Source organism: Limoniibacter endophyticus (assembly GCF_014652835.1).
In the GTDB taxonomy this organism is placed as follows: Bacteria; Pseudomonadota; Alphaproteobacteria; order Rhizobiales; family Rhizobiaceae; genus Limoniibacter; species Limoniibacter endophyticus.
Window position 1 is genome coordinate 221,179 of the sequence record NZ_BMZO01000008.1, and the last position, 22,415, is coordinate 243,593.

Here is a 22,415-nt window from a genome sequence, read left to right on the forward strand (position 1 = left end):
TTAACCGGATAAATTCATCCGCCGGTCATGCTCATATGTCGAGAAACCGATGGCGTTCTGGTGCGGCGGTCGATGATGAAATCATGGCCCTTCGGTTTTCGTGCAATCGCCTTTTCGATCGCCTGCATGAGGAGATCATTATCGCCTGACGCTCGTAATGGCGTGCGTAGATCAGCGGCATCCTCCTGGCCCAGGCACATGAACAGGGTACCGGTGCAGGTAAGGCGCACGCGGTTGCAGCTTTCGCAGAAATTGTGGGTCATCGGCGTGATAAAGCCGAGCTTGCCGCCGGTCTCTTCAACCATGACATAACGTGCGGGACCGCCCGTCTTGTAGGCAATATCCGCGAGAGTGAATTGATCTGAAAGGCGGGCACGCACCAGGGAAAGAGGCAGATATTGATCCGTTCTATCTGCATTGACCTCGCCCATGGGCATGGTCTCGATAAGCGTCAGATCCATGCCTTCACCGTGCGCCCAGCGCAGCAATTCAGGGATCTCATTCTCGTTGAAGCCCTTAAGTGCGACCGCGTTGATCTTTATTTTGATGCCGGCTGCCTGAGCGGCCGCGATGCCTTCCTGGACCCGTTGAAGATCGCCCCAGCGGGTAATTTCTCGAAACTTGTCCGCGTCGAGCGTGTCCATGGAGACATTGATGCGCTTGACACCGCAGTGAGCCAGTTCGGCGGCGTGCCTTGTCAGTTGTGAGCCGTTCGTCGTGAGCGTCAGTTCCTCCAGAACGCCTGTTTCGAGGTAGTGCGACAAATCGCGGATCAGTTGCATCACGTTCTTGCGTACAAGTGGCTCACCACCAGTCAGGCGAATTTTTTTCACCCCGAGTGCAATAAATGTTGCTGCCAGCCGGTGCAGTTCCTCAAGCGTCAGCAAATCCTTTTTAGGCAGGAAGTTCATGTTTTCGGCCATACAATAGGTGCAGCGAAAATCGCACCGATCCGTCACCGAGATGCGCAAATAGTCGATCGTCCGGCCGAAGGGGTCGATAATGGGATTAATCCGCAGAGGAAGCGTCATGAACACACTTTCGTTGAGCCGGCTGCTGGTTCTTTCATCTATTGTCACATAAATCTGCCAGAAGGCGAAGACCATGGGGAAGGTAAAAAGGTGAACGCACCAACCGAGTTGCGGGTTTCGAAAGATCGCAAAGTTTTGACTGTGACCTTTGAAGGTGACGCCGTTCCTCTGGAGGCGGAGCTGTTGCGCGTACTGTCTCCGTCGGCGGAAGTGCAGGGGCATGCGCCGGACCAACGCGTGACGGTGCCGGGAAAGCGGTCGATCACGATCTCCGATGTCCAGCCGATCGGTCATTATGCGATCCGGGTGGTTTTTGCCGATGGCCACGATTCCGGGCTTTTTACCTGGAATTATCTTGCGAAGCTGGCCCGCGAAAAAGATGCGCTGTTTGCGCAATATCTGGATGAGTTGGCGGCGAAAGGCCTGTCACGCGACTAGGCGAGGGAATGATGGTGCATATTCAAACACTGGCAGAGCTGGAAGCGATTTACGGTGTCCCCGGTGAGGCGTCGCTAGTCAAGGAGCTCGACCAGATCATTCCTGAATATGCCGCGTATATCGAGGCTTCTCCCTTTGTCGCGCTGGCGACAGTTGGGCCGGAGGGACTCGATTGTTCGCCGCGCGGCGATGCGGGGCAGGTGGTACGCATTGCTGATCCGAAGACCGTACTTCTGCCAGACCGCCGCGGCAATAATCGCATAGACTCGCTACGCAACATCGTGCGCGATCCCCGTGTCGCATTGCTTTTCCTCATTCCAGGGTCGGGAACGACTTTGCGCATTAACGGCCGGGCCGCGATCAGTGCAGATGCCGAGTTGCTCTCCTCTCTCGTGATGGAGGGCAAGAAGCCGCGCTCGGTCATCATCATCACGGTCGAAAGTATCTATTTCCAGTGTGCCCGCGCCATCAAGCGGTCCGACTTGTGGAATCCGCAGAGGCATGTCGATGTCGCGAATCTGCCAACGCCTGGCACCATCCTGGAAATCACCAGCAAGGCCAGCATTGACGGCGGGACCTATGATCGTCAATGGCCCGAACGCGCTGCCGCTACCATGTGGTAGAATTAGCAGGGCATCTTCCTGAATTGATTCAGGAAGATGCTTCTACTATTTGATCTTACTAAGCATCAGCTGTGAACGACGATGACCCGGGTACCCACTTTCACGCGTTCGTAGAGATGCTCGACATCGTCATTTGCCATACGGATGCAGCCCGAAGACATGGCGTGTCCGATCGTCCAAGGCTGATTGGTGCCATGGATGCGATAGAGGGTAGAGCCGATGTAAAGCGCGCGTGCGCCGAGTGGATTTTCCGGGCCGCCGGGCATATAGGCCGGAAGAATGCGGCCCTTGGCCTTTTCACGAGCGATCATGCGAGGAGGGGGAGTCCAACCTGGCCATTCCGCCTTGCGTGAGATCTTGTTGGAACCGGCCCAGGTGAAACCATCCTTGCCAACGCCGACGGCATATTTCAGAGCGCGACCATTGCCCAGCGTATAATAGAGGCGACGCTCAGCGGTGTTCACGATAATGGTATTCGGCGGATACTTGCCGTTATAACGCACCGTCTGGCGCGGTATCGGCGAGGCGTTGGAACGATAGTGGCGGTTGGTCGCGACAGGAGGCTTGCCGCCTCGGAAAATCTTTTCCAGCAGCCCTGGACTGCGTGTGTCTTGCGCAACGGCAGGTGTTTGTGAGGTCGCAAGCAATGCAACACACGCTAGCGTAAGGAAAATCTTCTTCATCGGTCCCCTCTCGATCAGATTCTGTTAGTAGGCAGTCGGCATTTCGCGAAGTCAATCGTGCCTCGATGCTGTAACGAAAAAATGAGTATTTTCTAAATTATCAGAAATTACTTCTCCCGGTACGAGCCGGCTGACATCTGCTTGTTGCCTGAGAGTCCGGGGGGCATCGGCGAATAGCTGTGTGTAATCACGGTGCAGATGAAATGTTTCTTATGCAAATTTTAATAATGTTTAATCATTTTTGCCGGAGCCTGCCGCCCGCGTGAGTCTGCTGGACGAACGCCTGCAATCGTGTCGATTTCCGGAGCAAATCATGTCGCGTTCTCTCCGCTTCAAGGCCCTCATACTGCTGACGGCAACGGCGATCCTGACGCCGCACAATGCGCAGGCTGAGTATCTCTTCGACCGGTTGTTTGGAAGAAATAAGCAGCAGACGCAGCAGGTTGCGCCTGCGCCTGCACAGCGTGGGCGGGCTCCTGCAACACAATCCACGATGCCGATCAAGCGACAAGTCGCTCCAAAGCCAATCCGCAAGATCGCCGCACCGTCATATTATACTTATAGAGTTGCAACGCCCGGTTCGCTTGATATTGCCGCGCTTGCAGAAAAGCTTGATGCCTATCAGGGACCGGAACTGGCTCCCGCTAAGCACGGTTTCCGTTGGGCGATCTTCGCTGCGTCGGCAGAAAAGATCTCGTCCGAAAAACCGATTGCCGAAGCGGTTGTCGCACATTATGCGGCAAAGCCGGAATTTGTCTGGATCGAGAATGGTACGTTCGGTGAAAAGGCCAAGATCGCGCTCGATATCCTTGAGCATGCGGACAGGGAAGGGCTTTCACCTGCCGATTATACCGTCCCGGCTCTCGGCACGGACGCTGCCTCTCTGGCGGTTGGCGAACTGACGCTGTCGGCCCGCCTTCTTCGTTTTGCACAGGATGTCAATTCAGGTCGCGTCGATCCGAACAAGCTTTCCGGCTATCACGACTTCGCCAGGAAGGATTTAGATCTGTCCGCTGCAATGAATGCACTGACGAGCGGCGATCTGGCTGCCTATCTTGAGAGTCTTCAGCCGAAGGACAAGGTTTATGTCCAGCTGCGTCGCGAACTGGAAATGCTGCGTGCCATGCCGGATGACCGGATCGAAGTCTCGGCAAACTTGCTGATACGCCCGGGTGCGGCCGATGCCGAGTTTAGCAAGATTTTGGCCGTCATAGCGGAAGAGTTGCGGGCGCAGCGTGACAACAGCCTCATCACCGCTGCAACCCAGTCCGTGGATGGCGCTCCGGTCACAGTGACGGAAGCGGACAAGATGCTGGCGCTGCTCGAGCAACACAAGGACTCCGAAATTTATAGCGCAGAACTCGTGCCCATCATCAAAGCGGCACAGGAACGTGCGGGGTTGAAGCCGGATGGCATTATCGGCCCGCGTACGGTGCAAAGGCTCGTAGGCCTGTCGAAGAGCGATCGCATCGCGCGCGTCGAAGTGGCAATGGAGCAGTTGCGCTGGCACCCGCAGGAGCTGGGCGAAACCCGCGTCTTCATCAATCAGCCCGCTTTTATTGTCAATTATATCGAAAACGGCGAATTGAAGCTCACCATGAAGACGGTGATCGGTACGAAGGCCAATCAGACCAGCTTCTTTTATGACCAGATCGACAATGTGGTCTTCAACCCTTATTGGGGTGTACCCACTTCTATCATCGTCAATGAGATGCTTCCGCGCCTGCGCTCCGATCCCGGCTATCTGGATCGTGCCGGCTATGAGGTCGTGGATTCCAAGGGTAGGAAGATCCCCTCATCGTCAATCAACTGGGCAGCGCATGGAAGCCGGATCCCCTATAGCGTCCGCCAGGTCCCCAGCGAGCGCAATGCGCTTGGCGAATTGAAGATTCTCTTTCCCAACAAACACGCGATCTACATGCATGACACCCCGGCCCGTGCACTGTTTGCGCGCGAGGATCGCGCTTACAGTCACGGCTGCGTACGTCTTGAAAACCCGCGTGCGATGGCTGCCGCGCTCCTTGATATCAGCGTCGAGGAAGTTGGTGCGCGGATCAAGGGCGGAAAGACTTCGGGAGCCAAGGTTAAGCGCGACATTCCGGTTTATATTGCCTATTTCACCGCTTGGCCGGACGCCAGTGGCAAGGTGCATTATTACAACGATATCTACGAACGCGATGAGTATGTACTGAAGGCGCTGGACAAGGTTAGCGCTTCTCGCTCGAAAGTCGAAGAGAGCTAGCGCGTACAGCGAAAAATAGTTCTTGCCCCTCTAGTAACTAGAGGTCGTAGACCATCCCTGAATGAAGGGATGGTTAGGATGAAAGATATTCAACACACGCGCTTCAGGGTCGGCGGCATGGATTGTGCCTCGTGCGCCGCCAAGATCGATAGGGCAGTGCGTCGGCTTCCCGACGTGGAAGACGTTTCTGTTTCGGTTTCCGGCGGCACGATGAGTGTACGCTACTCTGGCGATGACACTTTTGCCGCCATTCAGAAGCAGGTTTCCAGGCTCGGTTATCCGGTTACGCCTGTCATTGATGGACCAAACCGCATCGTTGCCGATCATGACGAAGCCGGTTTTTGCCGTGGCGACAGTTCCAGGGTAAAAGATTGTGGGTCAATCCACGTCCATTCCCACGTACAGGCGCATGAGTCCTCGGGCGGTCCCTGGTGGAAATCGGATAAAGGCGGTCTGACGATTTTCTCCGGGGTGGCGCTCCTTCTTGCCTATGGTCTCGGCCAGCTCTTGCCGGAAATCGGCAGTGTCGCGTTCGTCATTGCCATGTTCGTCGGTCTCGTGCCGATCGCAAGACGTGCTTTTGCAGCGGCTCAAGCGGGGACGCCTTTTTCAATCGAAATGCTGATGACGATCGCAGCCTTGGGCGCTGTCTTCATCAATGCGGCTGAAGAAGCGGCAGCGGTCGTCTTTCTGTTCCTTGTTGGTGAATTGCTGGAAGGGGTGGCAGCGGGCCAGGCCCGCGCCAGCATCAAGGCGCTTGGAGCGCTGATCCCTGAAACCGCGCAACTGGAAGTAGGAGGGCAAGTGCGCGTGGTTCCCGCGGAGACGCTCGAGCTTGGGCAGATCGTCATTATTCGTCCCGGTGACCGCATTGCGGCCGATGGTATCGTTCTTTCCGGTGAGAGCGACATTGACGAAGCATCGGTGACGGGGGAAAGCACTCCCGTTCAGAAGGGTATCGGCGACGTTGTCTTCGCCGGTACCGTGAACGGCGCTGGCGTCTTGCGTTCTCGTGTGACTGCTACGGCGCGGGATAATACCATCGCCCGCATTATCAGGCTCGTTGAAGAGGCACAGGAAAGCAAGGCACCGACCGAGCGCTTTATCGATCGCTTTTCGCGTTATTATACGCCCGGCGTGGTTGCCGTTGCCGCGCTTGTCGCAATCATTCCGCCGCTATTTGTGGGTGCCGCCTGGGGAGAGTGGGTCTATCGCGGCCTTGCGGTTCTCCTGATTGGCTGTCCTTGCGCTCTGGTGATCTCGACGCCGGCGGCGATTGCCGCTTCCCTTTCAGCCGGTGCTCGCCGTGGTTTGCTGATGAAAGGGGGCGCGGTTCTTGAGGGTTTTGGCAAACTCACCGCCATAGCGTTCGACAAGACGGGAACTCTCACCGAGGGGCGACCCAGGGTCACAGACATTCTGGTTCTGGGTGAGCTACCGGAAACCGAAGTGGTTAGGCTGGCGGCGGCGCTGGAAGCGGGTTCAAGCCATCCGCTGGCGCTTGCCATTCTTGCTCATGCCGAAGGCATCGTGCTTCCGCCAGCGGAAAAGGCGCGCGCATTGGGAGGCAAAGGCGTCACTGGCACCATCGAAGGCAGGGAGGTTTTGCTTTCTTCCCTGCGTGCCATATCGGTACCATTGTCCGATGAAGCCCTGGCCGTCATTGCACGGCTGAATGATGAGGGAAAGACGGTGTCTGTTCTTGCCGTTGATGGGGCCGTTGCGGGTGCCATCGCGATGCGCGACGAACCACGCGCCGACGCTATTGCCGGGCTTCTGGCTTTAAAGGAAAGCGGCTTGCGCACACTCATGTTGACCGGTGACAACCGCCGCACTGCCCAAGCCATAGGTGACATGCTTGGCATAGAGGTTCGCGCCGAACTTATGCCAGAGGACAAGCAGCGCATCGTCAACGAACTGCAGCGTGAGGGTCTGATTGTCGGCAAGGTTGGCGATGGCATCAATGATGCGCCCGCTCTGGCTGCCGCCGACATAGGCATTGCCATGGGCGGCGGCACCGACATCGCGCTGGAAACGGCGGACGCCGCAGTGCTCCATGGACGTGTAAGCGACGTTTCAAAAATGATAGTCTTATCAAAACGTATGATGCGAAACATCTTCCAGAACATTGCCATCGCCCTCGGCCTCAAAGCGCTATTTCTGGTAACGACGGTTCTGGGTGTAACGGGGCTTTGGCCAGCAATCTTGGCCGACACTGGCGCAACTGTTCTGGTGACGCTCAACGCACTGCGGCTTTTACGGCAGCCAGTTTGATCGGTCAGTGCTCGTCAGCACACAGTTCGTGGCTGGCGAGCGCATGGATGACGTAGCAGTCCGCCACCTGATTGCCGTTGCAATGGGTGGCGATGCGTTCCAGTTCAGCTTCAAGCTTCTTTAGTCTGACGATTTTATCGCGCACTGCGGCGAGTTGTTCCGCTGCGATGCGATCGGCTTCCGCACATGGTTGCTCCGGATGCTGACTCAATTCGATCAGCTCGCGGATCGCGTCGATCGTCAGGCCGAGATCGCGGGCATGGCGGATGAAGGAAAGTCGATCGCGCTCACCTTTGGAATAGCGCCGCTGGTTTCCTTCCGAGCGTTCCGAATGCGAAAGAAGTCCCATCTGCTCATAGTAGCGGATGGTAGGCACCTTCACGCCAGTTGCCCTGGAGAGATCGCCAATCGTCAGCATCGTCTTGTCCCGATATGTTGCACAGTGAATATGTATGCAGGCTTGACGGGACGTTCCAGATGGAAAGTGCTGCGACCCGTTTTGAAACCGAAAGAAAGCGTGTGCTGGATGGTGGGCGTGACAGGGATTGAACCTGTGACCCCTGCCGTGTGAAGGCAGTGCTCTCCCGCTGAGCTACACGCCCAAGGCCTTAGCGGCTCAAGGATGGCGGCGATATAAGGGGCAAGGGGGCTACCCGTCAATATGCTCCCGGCGATAAACACCGAAAGCGAGTCCGTTAGCCGGCGGCGGCGCGCAACAGCCCGTCGACCAGTTCCACGGTTAGCTCGTTGTAGTGCGAGATGATTACTGACGGATCGAATTCGCGCACATGCAGATCGGTATATCCGAAGTCGACCGCAATAACCGGAATGCCGGCGGCCTTGGCGGCATTAATATCAGCCCGCGAATCGCCCACCATGATGGCGCGTTCGGGATCGTTTCCGATTTTGCGAACGGTCTCAATTATATGACGAGGATCAGGTTTGCGGAACGGAAACGTGTCTCCACCCGTCAAGATCTTGAATCGCCGTGTCAGATCAAGTCCGGCGATCAGCTGTGTCGCCAGCGCCTCGGTCTTGTTGGTGCAGATGGCCAGATCGAATCCTGCTTCATCCAGTCGGTCAAGCGCGTCCAGAATGCCGGGATAAGGTTGCGATTTTCCGGGCATATTGCCGGAGTAATGCCCGATGAACTGGTCGAACATCGCCTGAAATTGTTCGGGTGTGGCCCTTTTTTGCTGAGCTTCAAAAGCGCGCTCCAGCATGACCTTCACGCCCATGCCGACAAAACGGGTGAATTCCGATGTGGAAGCTGTCTGCATACCAGCCGCTTCGAGACAGTGATTGAGACTATCTAGCAGATCGGGCGCCGTATGAATGAGCGTACCGTCTAGATCGAAGACTGCGGTCGGACGAGACATGGCGACACCTTCCTGATTTTCGAAGTTTCGTGGATAGAGGTGGATTAGACGGTTGGCAAGCGGGCACGATGATCGCTTCCCCTTTGCCATCGGTTACAAAAGTGCTAAAGCGCCCGCACTGCTATTTCAGGGAATTTGTCTGCATGGATCAGCGTCAGCTCAAGATCGAGGCCGCACGTGCCGCACTTGGACATGTCGAAAACGGCATGCGTCTGGGTATCGGAACCGGATCCACGGCGGAGGAGTTTGTCCGCTTGCTGGCCGAAAGAGTTGCAGACGGTCTCGACGTGATCGGTGTGCCGACTTCCGAACGCACAGCCTCGCTCTGCAAGGAGCTTGGCGTCAGGCTGGCAACGCTGGACGAACTGCCCGAACTCGACCTTACCATCGACGGTGCCGACGAGCTTGATGCAGAGCTTACTCTGATCAAGGGCGGTGGTGCCGCTTTGCTGCGCGAGAAAATCGTTGCAGCCGCATCCACAAAAATGATCGTAATCGCGGACAAATCGAAGGTCGTCGAGACGGTCGGCAGATTTCCCCTTCCCATCGAGGTCAATCCCTTTGGTCTTGCCGCCACCAGGCTTGCTGTCGAAAAGGCAGCGGCAAAGCTTGGTCTTGAAGGCGAGGTCACGCTGCGTGAAAAGGACGGCGAAACCGTCGTGACGGATGGCCAGCATTTCATTCTCGACGCATCTTTTGGCCGCATTCCCGATTCAAGAGCACTGTCTGAAGCACTGCACGCGATTCCGGGTGTGGTGGAACACGGTCTTTTCATCAACATGGCGACGCTCGCCATCATCGCCGCACCGGAAGGTGTGCAGACGATGACCCGGAGCTAAGTTTAGGAGTTCTGACATATGATCTTCGCATCGCGTATCCGCACGCTCGCTCTATCCGCTGTCGCTGTCTCCATGCTTGGCGTCAGTGTCGCAACGGCTCAGGAAATATCCAGCGAGCATCTGGCTGCCGCTCGCGCCACAATCAATGCTATCAATGCGACCGACCAATTCGACAACGTGTTGCCGCAGTCGGCTCAGTTCCTCAAGAATGAGCTGATCAACCGCAACCCGGACAAGCAGGATCTGATCGTCTCAACGGTAGACGAAGAAATCATCAAGATCGCTGCACGCCGTGCCGATCTGGAGCGCGAAGCGGCAACGGCATATGCCCGTGTCTTTTCGCAGCAGGAGCTGACCGAGATCGCCAATTTCTACAATTCCGCTACCGGCAAGAAGCTGCTTTCGGAGGGCCCGATCGTAAGCCGCTCCATGCTCGAGGCGGCTGCGATCTGGCAGCGCGGCATAGCGCGCGATCTGACGCAGGCAGTAGAAAATCGCCTGGGCGGTGAAATTCAGCCGACCTCTGCTCCCGCCCAACCGGCACCGGCGCAGTAGGAGGCGGCACTTTTTACAAGGATCAGCCCGGTGCGCAAGCCGGGCTTTTTCATTTCCACGTGTCGGCGCCTTTTATACGATGTGGTGCCGACATAAGTATCGAAGCATGATGCAAATGAGTTGGGGATTCCTCTGTGAGCTATGATTTTGACCTGTTCGTGATCGGTGGCGGTTCAGGCGGCGTGCGCGCTGCACGCGTCTCGGCGGCCCTCGGTAAGCGCGTTGCCATTGCGGAAGAATTCCGCTTCGGCGGTACCTGCGTCATTCGCGGCTGCGTTCCAAAGAAGCTCTATGTTTATGCTTCGCATTTCCCCGAACATTTTGAAGATGCGGCAGGCTTCGGGTGGACGGTCGGTGAGGCCCATTTTGACTGGAAGAAGCTTGTTGCAGCGAAAGAAAAGGAAATAACCCGCCTCGAGGGACTTTACGAAAAAAACGTTAGGGCTGCGGGGGCTACCACGTTCGACAGTCGTGCCGAGCTGGTGGATGCGCACACGGTTCGTCTCGTCAAGGACGGGCGGACGGTAACTGCGGAACATATTCTGATTGCAACGGGTGGCATCGCGAATCGTCACGACGCACTACCGGGTCATGAGCATTGTCTGGTTTCAGACGACGTGTTCGATCTGCCTGAGCTTCCCAGTTCCATCGTTGTGTATGGCGGGGGCTATATTGCCGTGGAATTCGCCAATATCATGCATGGCCTCGGCGTTGAAACGACACTGATTTATCGCGGCAAGCTGATTCTTAATCATTTCGACCAGGATCTGCGCGAACTTCTCTCGGAGACCATGCAGGCCAAGGGCATCAAGATCATCTATGAAGACATGATCGTTGAGGTCGAAAAGCGCAGTGAAGGCACACTTCGCGTTCATTTGCAGAAAGGCGAAGCGTTTGAAGCGGATCAGGTTCTTCTGGCACTTGGCCGCACCCCGTACACGAAGGGACTGGGCCTGGAAGCTGCTGGCGTCAAGACGGGCGATAAAGGGGAGATCCTGATCGACGACTATTCGCGCACCAATGTCGAGAACATCTGGGCGTTGGGCGACGTCACCGATCGCGTGCAACTGACGCCTGTGGCCATCCATGAAGCCATGTGCTTCGTCGAGACCGCATTCAAGAACAATCCGACCAGGCCGGATATCGAGACAGTGGCAACGGCGGTGTTCTCGCAGCCTGAAATCGGTACGGTCGGATTGGCGGAAGATGTGGCTGCAAAGCGCTACGAGACGCTAGAAGTCTATCGCGCGATCTTCCGTCCGATGAAGAACACGCTATCGGGCCGACAGGACAAGACCCTGATGAAGCTGATTGTCGACGGGGTAAGCAAAGTTGTTGTCGGCGCACATATTCTTGGCCCGGATGCAGGCGAGATGGCACAGCTGCTCGGGATTGCCGTCAAGGCGGAACTCACCAAAGACGCGTTTGATCGCACCATGGCTGTTCATCCCACTGCTGCCGAGGAGCTGGTAACAATGTACAAGCCGAGCTACGTCTTGAAGAACGGCGAGAAGGTCGAGGGCTGATATGACGGACAGGATGGCAGGCGAGGAAGGGCTGATCGCCTATTTCGGTTATGGATCGCTGGTGAATGCCGCAACGCACCGTACCGATATCGTCGCCATGCATCCTGCACGTCTCAAGGGCTGGCGACGCGTCTGGCGTCACCGGCCCGACCTGCCTGATTTCGAGGCCGCTCTTCTCAGTGTGCGCCGGGATGAGAACGCGATGATCGACGGTCTTCTGGTGGTTGATCACGCGCGCAATCTGCCCGCTCTCGACGAGCGCGAGAAAGGCTATCATCGCCATCTCGTTTCTTATGAAGACTTCGAAATCCTCTCCGGCGCCACGATCGATTATCCGATCTATGTCTACGAAGTAATGACGGACCTGCCACGCTCGCCGCTGGAATCCGCGATTACGCAATCCTATCTCGATGCCGTGATGCAGGGCTTCTTCACCATCCATGGAGAGGAGGGCGTGCGTCGTTTTGTCGAGACGACGGATGGTTTCGATGAGATGCCTTTGCACCTTGATCGGGCTGCGCCCCGTTACCCGCGCTCGGTGACGTTGAGCGATCATGAGGCACTGTTTTTCGACACGATGCTCTCGCCATTGTGGAAGCGGTAATGGCGGATCTTCAGTCCATTGTTCTGCTCAGCGCAAGCAGGAAAGGCTTTGCCTGTCGAGCACGGAAATTACGTATTTGAGGCTTTGGCGGTGCTTTTGTTGCAACTGCTATGGCATAGTGGACGGCAATGATGTATCGAGCCGCATTCCGAATGGTCGGATGGAGGCAAAACCAGTAAAAGGTTTTCGAGTTTTTATAGACGGGTGGGTAAGACAATGACGAAATGGTCGCCAAATTCCTGGAGATCCAAGCCAATCGCACAGGTTCCGGAATATCCGGATGCACAGGCTCTTGCCGAGGTTGAAGGTCGTCTTGCTACGTTTCCGCCGCTCGTTTTTGCAGGTGAGGCACGCAAGCTGAAGAAGCAGCTGGCCGCCGTTTCCGAAGGGAAAGCGTTCCTGCTGCAGGGTGGCGATTGCGCCGAGAGCTTCGCCGAACATGGCGCGGATAATATCCGCGACTTTTTCCGCGTATTCCTGCAGATGTCTGCCGTATTGACCTTTGCTGGACGTCAGCCGGTCGTCAAAGTCGGGCGTATCGCCGGGCAGTTCGCCAAGCCCCGCTCTTCTGGAACGGAGACGCGTGGCGAGGCAACGCTGCCGAGCTATCGGGGTGATATCATCAATGGCATAGACTTTGATGAAAAGTCGCGTCTGCCTGATCCGCAGCGCCAGGAAATGGCTTATCGCCAGTCAGCCGCGACGCTGAACCTGCTGCGCGCATTCGCCCAGGGCGGTTATGCCAACTTGGAAAACGTGCATCAATGGATGCTCGGCTTCGTATCCAACAGCCCACAAGGCGCGCTTTATCAGGAAATCGCCGACCGCATTTCCGAGACGATCGCCTTCATGCGCGCTATCGGCATAACACCGGAAAGCCACGCGGCCCTGCGTGAAACCGACTTCTATACGAGTCATGAAGCGCTTCTGCTCGGATATGAGGAAGCGTTGACGCGCGTCGATTCGACGTCTGGCGACTGGTATTCGACCTCCGGCCATATGATCTGGATCGGTGATCGCACGCGTCAGCCCGATCATGCTCATATTGAATATTGCCGTGGCGTGAAAAACCCCATCGGTCTGAAGTGTGGGCCGTCCATTACAGATGATGGCCTGCTGCAGCTCATCGATCTGCTTAACCCGGAAAACGAAGCAGGGCGTTTGACGCTCATTGCGCGTTTCGGTCATGACAAGGTTGGCGAACATCTGCCGCGTCTCATTCGCGCCGTCGAGCGCGAGGGCCGTAAGGTCGTCTGGTCATGCGATCCGATGCACGGCAACACGATTTCCGCGCCGAGCGGATACAAGACGCGCCCGTTTGAACGCATCATGAGCGAGGTCGAGAGCTTCTTCGATATTCATCGCGCTGAAGGCTCCTATCCAGGGGGCGTGCATGTCGAAATGACCGGCAAGAACGTAACTGAATGCACTGGTGGCGCGCGTGCCATCACCTCCGACGATCTGCATGATCGCTACCACACGCATTGCGACCCCCGTCTCAATGCCGATCAGGCGATCGAGCTTGCATTCCTCGTGGCAGAGAAACTGCGCGAAAATCAGCGCGTGGAAGCTCCGCAGGCGGCTGCCGAGTAAACGGAGTCGGTTTAGTAAAGGGCGGCAATGGTAACATTGTCGCCCTTTCTGTTCCACGCATGCGTATTCGCATGGGAGCCTTGCTTAAGCTGGACTCTTACATTTGGCGAGAAGCAGTTTAAATACGCTCTTTCAATTCAGCTCATGGTCACCATTTTGTCGTGACACTCTGACAATACCGCCCAAGCACATAGCATTGCCACACGAAGGAGAGCTCGCGTGACCACCACGACAGGCGATACCAATCCATTGCCGCCGCAGGTCGAGCCAAAAGCGGTTCCGGTCAAGCCGGGTATCGTAATCCTGGCAATGGCGATGGGCGGCTTTGCAATCGGTACCACCGAGTTTGCATCGATGAGCCTGCTTCCCTATTTCGCGAACGCCTATGGCATCGACGAACCGCGGGCCGGTCACGCGATCAGCGCCTACGCGCTGGGCGTTGTCATCGGCTCCCCGATCATTGCGGCATTGGCGGCGAAGGTTTCGCGGCGCATTCTGCTTATGGCGCTGATGGCGATATTCGCGACGGCTAATGTCGCGAGTGCTGTGGCTCCAAGCTACGATCTCTTCGTCTTCTTCCGTTTCCTTTCCGGAACGCCGCACGGTGCGTTTTTCGGTGTGGCTGCCTTGGTTGCCGCTTCGCTCGTTCCACGCGAGAAACGCGGCAAGGCCGTCGCCTCGACCATGCTTGGCCTGACTATTGCGACTATTCTGGGCGTTCCCGCCGCAACCGTGGTAGGCGAGTATATCGGCTGGCGTTGGGGTTTTGCTATCGTTGCCTTCTTTGCGTTGCTCAGCGTCACGATGGTCGGCGTTTTCGCACCGCGTGACAAGCCGGTTGAAGGTGCAAGTCCGCTGAAAGAATTGAGCGCGTTGAAGAGCGGCCAAGTCTGGTTGACGCTCGCCACAGGGGCTGTCGGTTTCGGCGGCATGTTCGCCGTCTATGCTTATTTGACCGCGACGCTCCAGCAGGTGACACTGGCCAATTCCTTCCAGATTTCGCTGGTTCTGGCAATCTTCGGCGTTGGTGCTACAATTGGTGCACTTGTCGCGGGCTGGGCCGCCGACAAGGCGCTCGTGCCTTCGACCTATCTTGTCATCCTCTGGTCGATCGTGGCATTGCTGCTCTTTCCCGCGTCGGTAGGCAATGTTTGGGCAGTTGCTGGCGTCGTGTTCCTGATCGGCTGCGGCGGTGGCCTTTCGACGCTTCTGCAAACGCGTCTTATGGATGTTGCTGAAGATGCGCAGACCCTTGCTGCCGCACTTAATCACAGCGCGTTCAATTTCGCCAACGCGCTTGGACCATTCCTTAGCGGCTTGGCGATTGCAGCGGGCTACGGACTGCCTTCGATCGGCTATGTTGGCGCGGCTCTTGCCTTTGGCGGGCTAGTTATCTGGGCAATTTCTGTCGCCAATGACAAGCGCCTTGTGCGTCGCATGCAGGCCTGCGAGGCGTGATCCGACTTTTGCGGATTAGCATTACATTAAATGTAATGTCGATCCGTCGAGGCCATCACGCCCGCGAGCAATAGCATTATCGGGCGTGCGGAAGAAGAGATCCTTGGGTTCGATCACACGCGCTCCTGTACTGGTTCCGGTACCGGCACTAGGGAAGCCAGGCTCAGGCCCGGCTTCTTCGCTTATTGCTGCTGTGCGATCCATGCATCGAAATCCACCAGGGCTCGAGCCGTCAAAGCATGCTTCTTCGCGGTGGTCTTTTCCTTGCCACGCAGGCGCTTGCCTTCCTCACGCGGAATTTCCACTGGCGGGAAGAGGCCGAAATTGACGTTCATCGGCTGGAAGGAGCGCTTGCCCGGTTCCTCGTGTGAGATGATATGGCCGCCGGTAATATGGTTGAGCAGGGCACCCATCGCCGTCGTTACAGGAGGCGGCGCGAGATCCTTGCCAAGACGTGCGGCCGCTGCGAAGCGACCGGCCATCAATCCGACCGAGGCACTTTCTACATAACCTTCGCATCCGGTGATCTGACCGGCGAAGCGCAGCCCCTTGCGGCTCTTCAGCTGCAGGGATGTGTCGAGCAATGTAGGGGAATTGATATAGGTGTTGCGGTGCAGCCCACCCAGGCGCGCGAACTCCGCGTTCTCCAGTCCCGGGATCATGCGGAAGATGCGTTTCTGCTCGGCATATTTCAACTTCGTCTGGAATCCGACCATGTTGTAGAGCGTGCCGAGCGCATTATCCTGGCGCAACTGCACCACCGCATAGGCTTTTACGGTGGGATTGTGGGCATTGGTCAGGCCCATCGGCTTCATCGGGCCGTGGCGCAATGTCTCGACGCCGCGTTCAGCCATGATCTCGATTGGCAGACAGCCGTCGAAATAGGGCGTCCCTTCCCATTCACGGAACTCGGTCTTTTCGCCGTCGATCAGTGCCTGCACGAATGCCAGATATTGGTCCTTGTCCATCGGGCAGTTAATGTAGTCCTTGCCGGTGCCGCCGGGGCCGACCTTGTCATAGCGCGACTGGAACCAGCATATATCCATGTCGATCGATTCCGTATGAACGATCGGCGCTATGGCATCAAAGAAGGCAAGCGCATCGGCGCCGGTCGCAGAGCGTATCGCTTCGGCGAGGCCAGGTGCGGTGAGGGGACCGGACGCGATGATTGCCTGATCCCACGCCTCCGGAGGCAAGCCTGTGATTTCCTCGCGAACGATGTTGACCAGCGGATGCTCTTCCAGCTTTTGCGTTACGGCCTGCGAGAAGGCGACGCGATCGACGGCAAGCGCGCCGCCGGCAGGAACCTGATTGGCATCGGCACAGGCCATGATGAGCGAGTTGGCGCGCCGCATCTCGGCATGGATCAGACCGACCGCGTTCGATTGGGCATCATCAGAGCGGAAGGAATTGGAGCAGACGAGTTCGGCAAGGCCGTCCGTGTGGTGGGCGTCGGTGCCGCGTACGCCGCGCATTTCGTGCAGGATCACTGGGATGCCGGCATTCGCTGCCTGCCAGGCGGCTTCCGAGCCTGCAAGCCCGCCGCCGATGATATGAATAGGTGCGTGTGTCATGAGCCACGCATTACTGCATCGACCAGAAAATCGAAAGTGATTTCGGAACGGATAATGTCGCGAAACCGATGGTCTTGATCGGTACAAGGAAGCTGTGACGAGGCTTTCGCCTGACTGGACCTTCCTTGCTGATTGCTTCAAAATAAGAAAAGTGTCGCCACACGACTCGAAAGAATCCATGACCGCCAATATTCCCAGGACCTTCATCCATCTTCGCGTGCATTCGGCCTATTCGCTTCTCGAAGGCGCATTGCCGGTTGGCAAGATCATCAAGCATGCATCGAAGGATGAGGCGCCGGCGATCGCGATCACCGACACCAACAACATGTTCGGCGCGCTGGAATTTTCGCAGAAAGCTTCGAAGGAAGGCATTCAGCCGATCATCGGCTGCCAGCTCGACATTGCTTTTCCCGGAGCTGAAGAGCAGCGTAACGCGAAGAGAGGGGGCAGTCACTTCCTTCCACTGGTGCTGATAGCCGCAACGGAAGAGGGACATGCCAATCTCGTGCGTCTTGTCAGCCGCGCTTACATGGAAACGCCCGGTGATCTGGCGCATCTGCCGCTCGGCAAGTTCGATGGCTTCGCAGATGGTATCATCTGCCTCACAGGGGGCGAGCTTGGGCCGATCGGCTCAGCTATCAAGTCAGGTCATGCAGCACTTGCGGAAGAGCGCTTGCTGGCGCTGAAAAGCATTTTCGGTAACAGGCTTTATGTCGAGCTTTCGCGTCCGAAGGGCTTCGACAAGAATGTCGAAACGCGCTCGATCGAGCTGGCCTATCGGCATGAATTACCGCTTGTCGCGACCAATGAAGCGTTCTTTCCCGCGCTCGACGACTACGAGGCGCATGACGCTCTGATCGCAATCTCCGAAGGGGCTGTCATCGCGGCCGATGACCGGCGCAAGCTTACACCCGACAATCATCTCAAGAGCCAGGCGGAGATGATCCGGCTCTTTCTGGATATTCCGGAAGCCATAGAAAATACGATCGAGATTGCCCGCCGCTGCTCCTATTTCACTCAGGGCCGCGCGCCGATTCTCCCTTACTTCGCCGCCGACAAGAATGCGAGTCCGGAAGAGGCCGTTTCTGCCGAGGCGGCAGAGCTGACACGGCAGGCCCGTGAAGGCCTTGAAGCGCGTCTTGCCAAGCAGGGCATGTCTGCGGGCTACACGCGCGAGGATTACGATAAGCGCCTCGACTACGAGCTCGGGATCATCGAGCGGATGAAATTTCCGGGCTACTTCCTCATCGTTTCCGATTTTATCAAGTGGGCGAAATCGAGGGGCATCCCTGTCGGCCCGGGTCGCGGGTCGGGTGCAGGTTCGCTGGTGGCCTGGGCGCTGACGATTACCGACGTTGATCCGTTGCGTTTCTCACTTCTGTTCGAGCGCTTTCTCAATCCTGAACGCGTTTCGATGCCTGACTTCGATATCGATTTCTGCCAGGATCGCCGCGAGGAGGTGATCCGTTATGTGCAGGAGCGGTACGGACGCGATCAGGTGGCGCAGATCATCACTTTCGGTACGCTCCAGGCGCGCGCCGTGCTGCGCGATGTAGGTCGCGTCTTGCAGATGCCCTACGGCATGGTGGACAGACTCTGTAAGCTCGTGCCATCCAATCCCGCGAACCCGACGCCGTTGCACAAGGCGATTGAGGAAGAGCCACGCTTCGCTGAAGAGGTCGAGAAGGAGCCGGCAGTTCAGACCTTGCTCGACATGGCGCAGAAGCTCGAAGGTCTCTATCGACACGCCTCGACCCACGCCGCCGGTATCGTCATCGGAGATCGGCCGTTGTCGGAACTCGTGCCGCTCTATCGCGATCCGCGTTCGGATATGCCGGTCACGCAATATAACATGAAATTCGTCGAGCAGGCCGGTCTCGTCAAGTTCGACTTCCTTGGTCTCAAGACCCTCACCGTTCTGGAAACAGCGGTGAAGCTGATTGCGCGCAAAGGCATCAACATCGACCTGTCGACTATCCCGCTGGACGACAAGGTGACTTACGAGATGCTGTCGCGCGGCGAAACGGTCGGTGTATTCCAGGTGGAATCGGCGGGCATGCGCAAGGCCCTGATCGGTATGCGCCCCGACTGCATCGAGGATATCATTGCACTGGTCGCGCTCTATCGTCCGGGGCCGATGGAAAACATCCCGGTCTATAATGCGCGGAAGCACAAGGAGGAGGAAATTGCTTCCATCCATCCGAAGATCGATCATCTGGTCAAGGAGACGCAGGGCGTTATCGTCTACCAGGAACAGGTGATGCAGATCGCGCAGGAGCTTTCGGGCTATTCGTTGGGCGAAGCAGATCTGCTTCGCCGGGCGATGGGTAAGAAGATCCGCGCCGAAATGGACAAGCAGCGCGTGCGCTTCGTCGAAGGCGCTATCGAAAATGGCGTGACGAAGGCGCAGGCCAACACGATCTTCGACCTGCTTGCGAAGTTTGCCGATTACGGCTTCAACAAATCGCACGCTGCCGCCTATGCCATTGTATCGTACCAGACGGCCTATCTGAAAGCGCATCACCCGGTAGAATTTCTTGCCGCATCGATGACATACGATATGGCGAACACGGAAAAACTTTCCGACTTTCGTCAGGACGCGATGCGTCTCGGTATCGAGGTTGTTCCGCCGTCGGTACTGACGTCCTATCGTCCGTTCGAGGTTTCAGGTAAGCAGATTTTCTTTGCTCTGTCGGCGATCAAGGGCGTGGGCGAGGCGGCGGTAGATCATATCGTTGAAAAGCGTGAGGAGCGTCCTTTCGAAAGCCTCGCAGATTTCTGCGAGCGCATAGATCCCAAGCTTGTTGGAAAGCGTGTGCTGGAAAGCCTGATTGCGGCTGGCGCCCTTGATTGCTTTGGTTATAGCCGCGCCGACATGTTCTCCGGCATAGATCGCATGATGGGCATGGCGAGCCGCGCGCAGGAAAACGCCGCTTCCGGCCAGTCAGACATTTTTTCATTGGCTTCGACCGGCGAAAAACCGACATTGCATCTGGCGCAGGCCGATCCGTGGCTGCCCGCCGAACAGTTGCATCGCGAATACCAGGCGGTCGGCTTCTATATCTCCGCCCATCCATTGGACGAATACAGACTGGTGCTCGACAAGATGCGCGTACAAGGCTGGGCGCAGTTCTCGGCGGCAGTGAAGAAAGGCGCTAGCGCCGGGCGGCTCGCGGGTACCGTCACCTCCAAGCAGGAACGCAAGACGCGTACCGGCAACAAGATGGGTATTGTCGTCTTTTCGGATACGACCGGCCAATTCGAAGCGGTCATGTTCTCGGAAACCCTCAATCAGTACCGCGATCTACTGGAACCGGGTGTTTCGGTGGTTATGACAGTTGCCGCTGATAATCGTCCGGAAGGCGTCAGCCTGCGCATCCAGACCGTACAGTCGCTCGAAGTCGAGGCGACGCGTGTGCAGAAGTCGCTACGCCTCTATGTGCGCGATACCAAGCCGCTTGATCTGATCGCCGGTCAGTTGACGCAGAGGGGTGACGGGCAGGTTAGTCTCATCGTACTCAAGGAGGATGGCAAGGCCGAGGTCGAGATCGGTCTTCCGGATCGCTACAAGATCACGCCTGCGGTTGCCGGTGCATTGCGAACGATGACTGGCGTGGTTCAGGTCGAACTGGTCTAGGCGGCCAGTAGCTTGTTGGCGCGGCATGGGAAGTAGTGCAGGGTCTTCCATGTACAGCCGAGCGTGCGATAGACATTGAAGATGTCGGAGAGATGCGCCTTCGGCCCTGCAGAGATCTTTATGACGTCACAGTGAGAGCTCGGAGTGAACAGATCCCCTTCCGCGGCGTAGGTCAGGCTGTAATTGTCGACATGCTGACCTGGCTTTAGGGTTTCCGAGGTATAATATGGGAAACCCGCAAGGACACGAGCGGCGTCTTCTATGCCCGTTTCCACCAAGGTTTCTGCGCAGCGCGCGCTGGCAAATTCCATGGTTAGGCCGTCCGGTATCACAACCAATCCCGAGCCGCGGCGAAAGAAGTCACGCCTCGGCGTATAGCCACCGTGACTGATCAATATCGCCTCGCGAACTGCGTCCTCATGGGTGGTCAGCAGGATTATATTGGCAATTCGGTATTTATAAACTTTCTCTCCCGAAGGTGTAGTGCTCATTCCAGCATAATACTTGCAGAAATTGTCTTTTCTCATGTCGCTCGTCCCGAAAGATAATTTCGGATTATGAGCCCAATTCATTTCCGGTAAAGAAAAGTACAGCGACAACTTTTATGCAAACAGGGTTTTGCGATGCGGTCAGGTATCGTCATCCAGTACGGGCCGGACCTTCTTTGCGGAAGACCTTGTTCCAAACGTATATCCGGTCTCTACCGTCGCCGTTCCGAACTTGCCGCGCAGCCTGTCCATCGCGCCTTCGGCGAGTGCGCGTTTGCGGGCCTGCTCGTCGACAAGATCTGGTGGATCTGCACGATCCTTATCAACCAGGTCGCTGACGCCAATGCCAAGCAGCCTGTAGCGCGTGCCATCGGTCTCCTTCTCCAGAAGTGAGAGACCGGTTTGAAAGATGCGGTCGGCCAGCTGTGTGGCATCTGCGAGTGCACGGTTGCGTGTCCGGGTGCGAAACTGATTATCTTTCAGCTTCAGCACGACCGTTCTTCCTGCGAGGCCATATTTCTTCAACCGCTCGGAAACGCGCTCTGACTGCCGGCGCAGGATTGGCACCAGGTCCTTGTAGGTAGCAATATCAATGTCGAAGGTCGTTTCCGAGGAGACGCTCTTCATCTCGTGCTCTGCATCGACACGGCGCACATCTTCACCGCGCGACAGGTGATAGAGACGCGTACCCATCGTGCCGTAACGGCGCATCAGGTCGTTCTTCTCCATGCGCTGCAATTGCCCGATGGTGCGAATATTGTCCTTGGCGAGCTGCGAATCGAAAGCCTTGCCGACCCCCCAGATCATTGCAACCGGCTTGTCGGCCAGGAAGGATAGTGCTTCCTCCTGACCTATCACGGAAAAGCCGCGTGGTTTGTCGAGATCGGAGGCAACCTTTGCCAGGAATTTACAATAGGAGAGGCCGACCGACACCGTGACGCCGATCTCCTTTTCTATGTCGATGGCAAGGCGTGCAAGGACGAGCGCGGCAGGTTGACGATGCAGCTTCTGAGTTCCCTCAAGGTCAAGGAAAGCCTCGTCGATGGAGAGTGGTTCGACCATCGGCGTCAGCGCCTGCATGCGCTCACGGATTTCACGCCCGACGCGGGCGTACTTCTCCATGTTCGGCTTGATGACGACGGCGTGAGGGCAGGCATCCAGCGCCTTGAACATCGGCATGGCGGACCGAACGCCGTTGATGCGCGCAATGTAGCAGGCGGTTGAAACCACACCGCGTTTGCCGCCGCCAATGATTACGGGCTTGTCGGCCAGGGAAGGATCGTCACGCTTTTCGACGCTCGCATAGAAGGCGTCGCAATCGATATGCCCGAGCGACAGGGCGTAGAGTTCGGGATGGGCGATAATGCGCGGGCTGCCGCAGCTTTCGCAACGCGTACGCTTCTTCGATTGCAGCGCGAGACAGTCGCGGCAGAAGCCATGCCGGGGATCGTTCAACGCCAGTTGCATCGCA

18 protein-coding genes and 1 tRNA gene are annotated in these 22,415 nt (G+C 57.0%); 11 read left to right on the plus strand and 8 right to left on the minus strand.

The features are described from left to right. Positions 1-14: 14 nt before the first annotated feature. Positions 15-1,031 carry a GTP 3',8-cyclase MoaA gene (gene moaA / locus IE151_RS13080; protein WP_189490880.1) on the minus strand — a complete coding sequence of 339 codons (1,017 nt, stop codon included), beginning with the start codon at positions 1,029-1,031 and terminating at the stop codon, positions 15-17. A gap of 90 nt (positions 1,032-1,121) precedes the next feature. On the opposite strand from moaA, the gene IE151_RS13085 reads away from it, so the two are divergent. Both IE151_RS13085 and IE151_RS13090 read left to right on the plus strand, forming a co-directional pair. Beyond that, on the plus strand, positions 1,122-1,469 hold the full coding sequence (locus IE151_RS13085; protein ID WP_189490882.1) for a gamma-butyrobetaine hydroxylase family protein: 348 nt from the start codon (positions 1,122-1,124) through the stop codon (positions 1,467-1,469). Positions 1,470-1,480: 11 nt separating this feature from the next. Next, positions 1,481-2,092, plus strand: coding sequence for a pyridoxamine 5'-phosphate oxidase family protein (locus tag IE151_RS13090; protein WP_189490982.1), 612 nt, complete (start codon positions 1,481-1,483; stop codon positions 2,090-2,092). Between the two features lie 65 nt (positions 2,093-2,157). Here IE151_RS13090 and IE151_RS13095 read toward each other — a convergent pair whose 3' ends face one another. Further along, the gene (locus tag IE151_RS13095) at positions 2,158-2,775 is read right to left on the minus strand and encodes a L,D-transpeptidase (protein ID WP_189490884.1); all 618 of its coding nucleotides are present in this window, start codon (positions 2,773-2,775) and stop codon (positions 2,158-2,160) included. Between the two features lie 313 nt (positions 2,776-3,088). Between IE151_RS13095 and IE151_RS13100 the strand changes: the two genes are divergently transcribed. Together IE151_RS13100 and IE151_RS13105 are read left to right on the plus strand one after the other, a co-directional pair. Next, the gene (locus IE151_RS13100) at positions 3,089-5,017 is read left to right on the plus strand and encodes a L,D-transpeptidase family protein (RefSeq protein WP_189490885.1); all 1,929 of its coding nucleotides are present in this window, start codon (positions 3,089-3,091) and stop codon (positions 5,015-5,017) included. Between the two features lie 78 nt (positions 5,018-5,095). After that, a complete protein-coding gene (locus IE151_RS13105) occupies positions 5,096-7,291 on the plus strand; it encodes a heavy metal translocating P-type ATPase (RefSeq protein ID WP_189490887.1) in 2,196 nt (731 codons plus the stop codon). A 4-nt stretch (positions 7,292-7,295) separates the two neighbouring features. Here IE151_RS13105 and IE151_RS13110 read toward each other — a convergent pair whose 3' ends face one another. The 3 genes from IE151_RS13110 to gph all read right to left on the minus strand — a co-directional run bounded on the left by IE151_RS13110 (position 7,296) and on the right by gph (position 8,670). After that, on the minus strand, positions 7,296-7,709 hold the full coding sequence (locus IE151_RS13110) for a MerR family transcriptional regulator (protein WP_189490889.1): 414 nt from the start codon (positions 7,707-7,709) through the stop codon (positions 7,296-7,298). A 109-nt stretch (positions 7,710-7,818) separates the two neighbouring features. Then, positions 7,819-7,893, minus strand: a tRNA-Val gene (locus IE151_RS13115). A 93-nt stretch (positions 7,894-7,986) separates the two neighbouring features. Then, positions 7,987-8,670 (minus strand): phosphoglycolate phosphatase, encoded by a 684-nt coding sequence (gene gph, locus IE151_RS13120; protein ID WP_189490891.1) that lies wholly within the window; start codon positions 8,668-8,670, stop codon positions 7,987-7,989. Between the two features lie 143 nt (positions 8,671-8,813). Here gph and rpiA point away from each other — a divergent pair, with 143 nt between their 5' ends. The 6 genes from rpiA to IE151_RS13150 all read left to right on the plus strand — a co-directional run bounded on the left by rpiA (position 8,814) and on the right by IE151_RS13150 (position 15,245). Further along, entirely contained in the window at positions 8,814-9,509 is a 696-nt protein-coding gene (gene rpiA / locus IE151_RS13125; protein WP_189490893.1) for a ribose-5-phosphate isomerase RpiA, read from the plus strand. An 18-nt stretch (positions 9,510-9,527) separates the two neighbouring features. Further along, positions 9,528-10,064 carry a DUF2059 domain-containing protein gene (locus IE151_RS13130; RefSeq protein WP_189490895.1) on the plus strand — a complete coding sequence of 179 codons (537 nt, stop codon included), beginning with the start codon at positions 9,528-9,530 and terminating at the stop codon, positions 10,062-10,064. 134 nt (positions 10,065-10,198) lie between these two features. Further along, the gene (gene gor / locus IE151_RS13135; RefSeq protein WP_189490897.1) at positions 10,199-11,590 is read left to right on the plus strand and encodes a glutathione-disulfide reductase; all 1,392 of its coding nucleotides are present in this window, start codon (positions 10,199-10,201) and stop codon (positions 11,588-11,590) included. A gap of 1 nt (position 11,591) precedes the next feature. Continuing rightward, entirely contained in the window at positions 11,592-12,194 is a 603-nt protein-coding gene (locus IE151_RS13140) for a gamma-glutamylcyclotransferase family protein (RefSeq protein WP_189490899.1), read from the plus strand. A gap of 216 nt (positions 12,195-12,410) precedes the next feature. Further along, positions 12,411-13,787, plus strand: a complete 1,377-nt coding sequence (locus IE151_RS13145) for a class II 3-deoxy-7-phosphoheptulonate synthase (RefSeq protein ID WP_189490901.1) — start codon at positions 12,411-12,413, stop codon at positions 13,785-13,787. A gap of 219 nt (positions 13,788-14,006) precedes the next feature. Then, positions 14,007-15,245: an MFS transporter gene (locus IE151_RS13150; protein ID WP_244636745.1), complete on the plus strand. Its 1,239-nt coding sequence runs from the start codon at positions 14,007-14,009 to the stop codon at positions 15,243-15,245. A 182-nt stretch (positions 15,246-15,427) separates the two neighbouring features. On the opposite strand, the gene trmFO is transcribed toward IE151_RS13150, so the two are convergent. Next, positions 15,428-16,819: a methylenetetrahydrofolate--tRNA-(uracil(54)-C(5))-methyltransferase (FADH(2)-oxidizing) TrmFO gene (gene trmFO / locus IE151_RS13155; RefSeq protein ID WP_189490903.1), complete on the minus strand. Its 1,392-nt coding sequence runs from the start codon at positions 16,817-16,819 to the stop codon at positions 15,428-15,430. Between the two features lie 178 nt (positions 16,820-16,997). Between trmFO and dnaE the strand changes: the two genes are divergently transcribed. Beyond that, positions 16,998-20,456: a DNA polymerase III subunit alpha gene (gene dnaE, locus IE151_RS13160; RefSeq protein ID WP_189490904.1), complete on the plus strand. Its 3,459-nt coding sequence runs from the start codon at positions 16,998-17,000 to the stop codon at positions 20,454-20,456. Here the strand turns inward: dnaE and IE151_RS13165 are convergent. Both IE151_RS13165 and IE151_RS13170 read right to left on the minus strand, forming a co-directional pair. Beyond that, complete coding sequence (locus IE151_RS13165) at positions 20,453-20,983, minus strand: putative adhesin (RefSeq protein WP_189490906.1); 531 nt, start codon at positions 20,981-20,983, stop codon at positions 20,453-20,455. The two genes, dnaE and IE151_RS13165, sit on opposite strands and share 4 nt — an antisense overlap. A 102-nt stretch (positions 20,984-21,085) precedes the next feature. After that, on the minus strand, positions 21,086-22,411 hold the full coding sequence (locus IE151_RS13170) for a DNA polymerase IV (RefSeq protein ID WP_189490908.1): 1,326 nt from the start codon (positions 22,409-22,411) through the stop codon (positions 21,086-21,088). Positions 22,412-22,415: the final 4 nt, after the last annotated feature.

Bases quoted from the DNA above. Each gene is read 5' to 3' on its own strand.
- moaA (WP_189490880.1), bottom strand. From the start codon at position 1,031: ATGACGCTTCCTCTGCGGATTAATCCCATTATCGACCCCTTCGGCCGG.
- IE151_RS13090 (WP_189490982.1), top strand. From the start codon at position 1,481: ATGGTGCATATTCAAACACTGGCAGAGCTGGAAGCGATTTACGGTGTC.
- IE151_RS13095 (WP_189490884.1), bottom strand. From the start codon at position 2,775: ATGAAGAAGATTTTCCTTACGCTAGCGTGTGTTGCATTGCTTGCGACC.
- IE151_RS13100 (WP_189490885.1), top strand. From the start codon at position 3,089: ATGTCGCGTTCTCTCCGCTTCAAGGCCCTCATACTGCTGACGGCAACG.
- IE151_RS13105 (WP_189490887.1), top strand. From the start codon at position 5,096: ATGAAAGATATTCAACACACGCGCTTCAGGGTCGGCGGCATGGATTGT.
- IE151_RS13110 (WP_189490889.1), bottom strand. From the start codon at position 7,709: ATGCTGACGATTGGCGATCTCTCCAGGGCAACTGGCGTGAAGGTGCCT.
- gph (WP_189490891.1), bottom strand. From the start codon at position 8,670: ATGTCTCGTCCGACCGCAGTCTTCGATCTAGACGGTACGCTCATTCAT.
- rpiA (WP_189490893.1), top strand. From the start codon at position 8,814: ATGGATCAGCGTCAGCTCAAGATCGAGGCCGCACGTGCCGCACTTGGA.
- IE151_RS13130 (WP_189490895.1), top strand. From the start codon at position 9,528: ATGATCTTCGCATCGCGTATCCGCACGCTCGCTCTATCCGCTGTCGCT.
- IE151_RS13140 (WP_189490899.1), top strand. From the start codon at position 11,592: ATGACGGACAGGATGGCAGGCGAGGAAGGGCTGATCGCCTATTTCGGT.
- IE151_RS13145 (WP_189490901.1), top strand. From the start codon at position 12,411: ATGACGAAATGGTCGCCAAATTCCTGGAGATCCAAGCCAATCGCACAG.
- trmFO (WP_189490903.1), bottom strand. From the start codon at position 16,819: ATGACACACGCACCTATTCATATCATCGGCGGCGGGCTTGCAGGCTCG.
- dnaE (WP_189490904.1), top strand. From the start codon at position 16,998: ATGACCGCCAATATTCCCAGGACCTTCATCCATCTTCGCGTGCATTCG.
- IE151_RS13165 (WP_189490906.1), bottom strand. From the start codon at position 20,983: ATGAGAAAAGACAATTTCTGCAAGTATTATGCTGGAATGAGCACTACA.
- IE151_RS13170 (WP_189490908.1), bottom strand. From the start codon at position 22,411: ATGCAACTGGCGTTGAACGATCCCCGGCATGGCTTCTGCCGCGACTGT.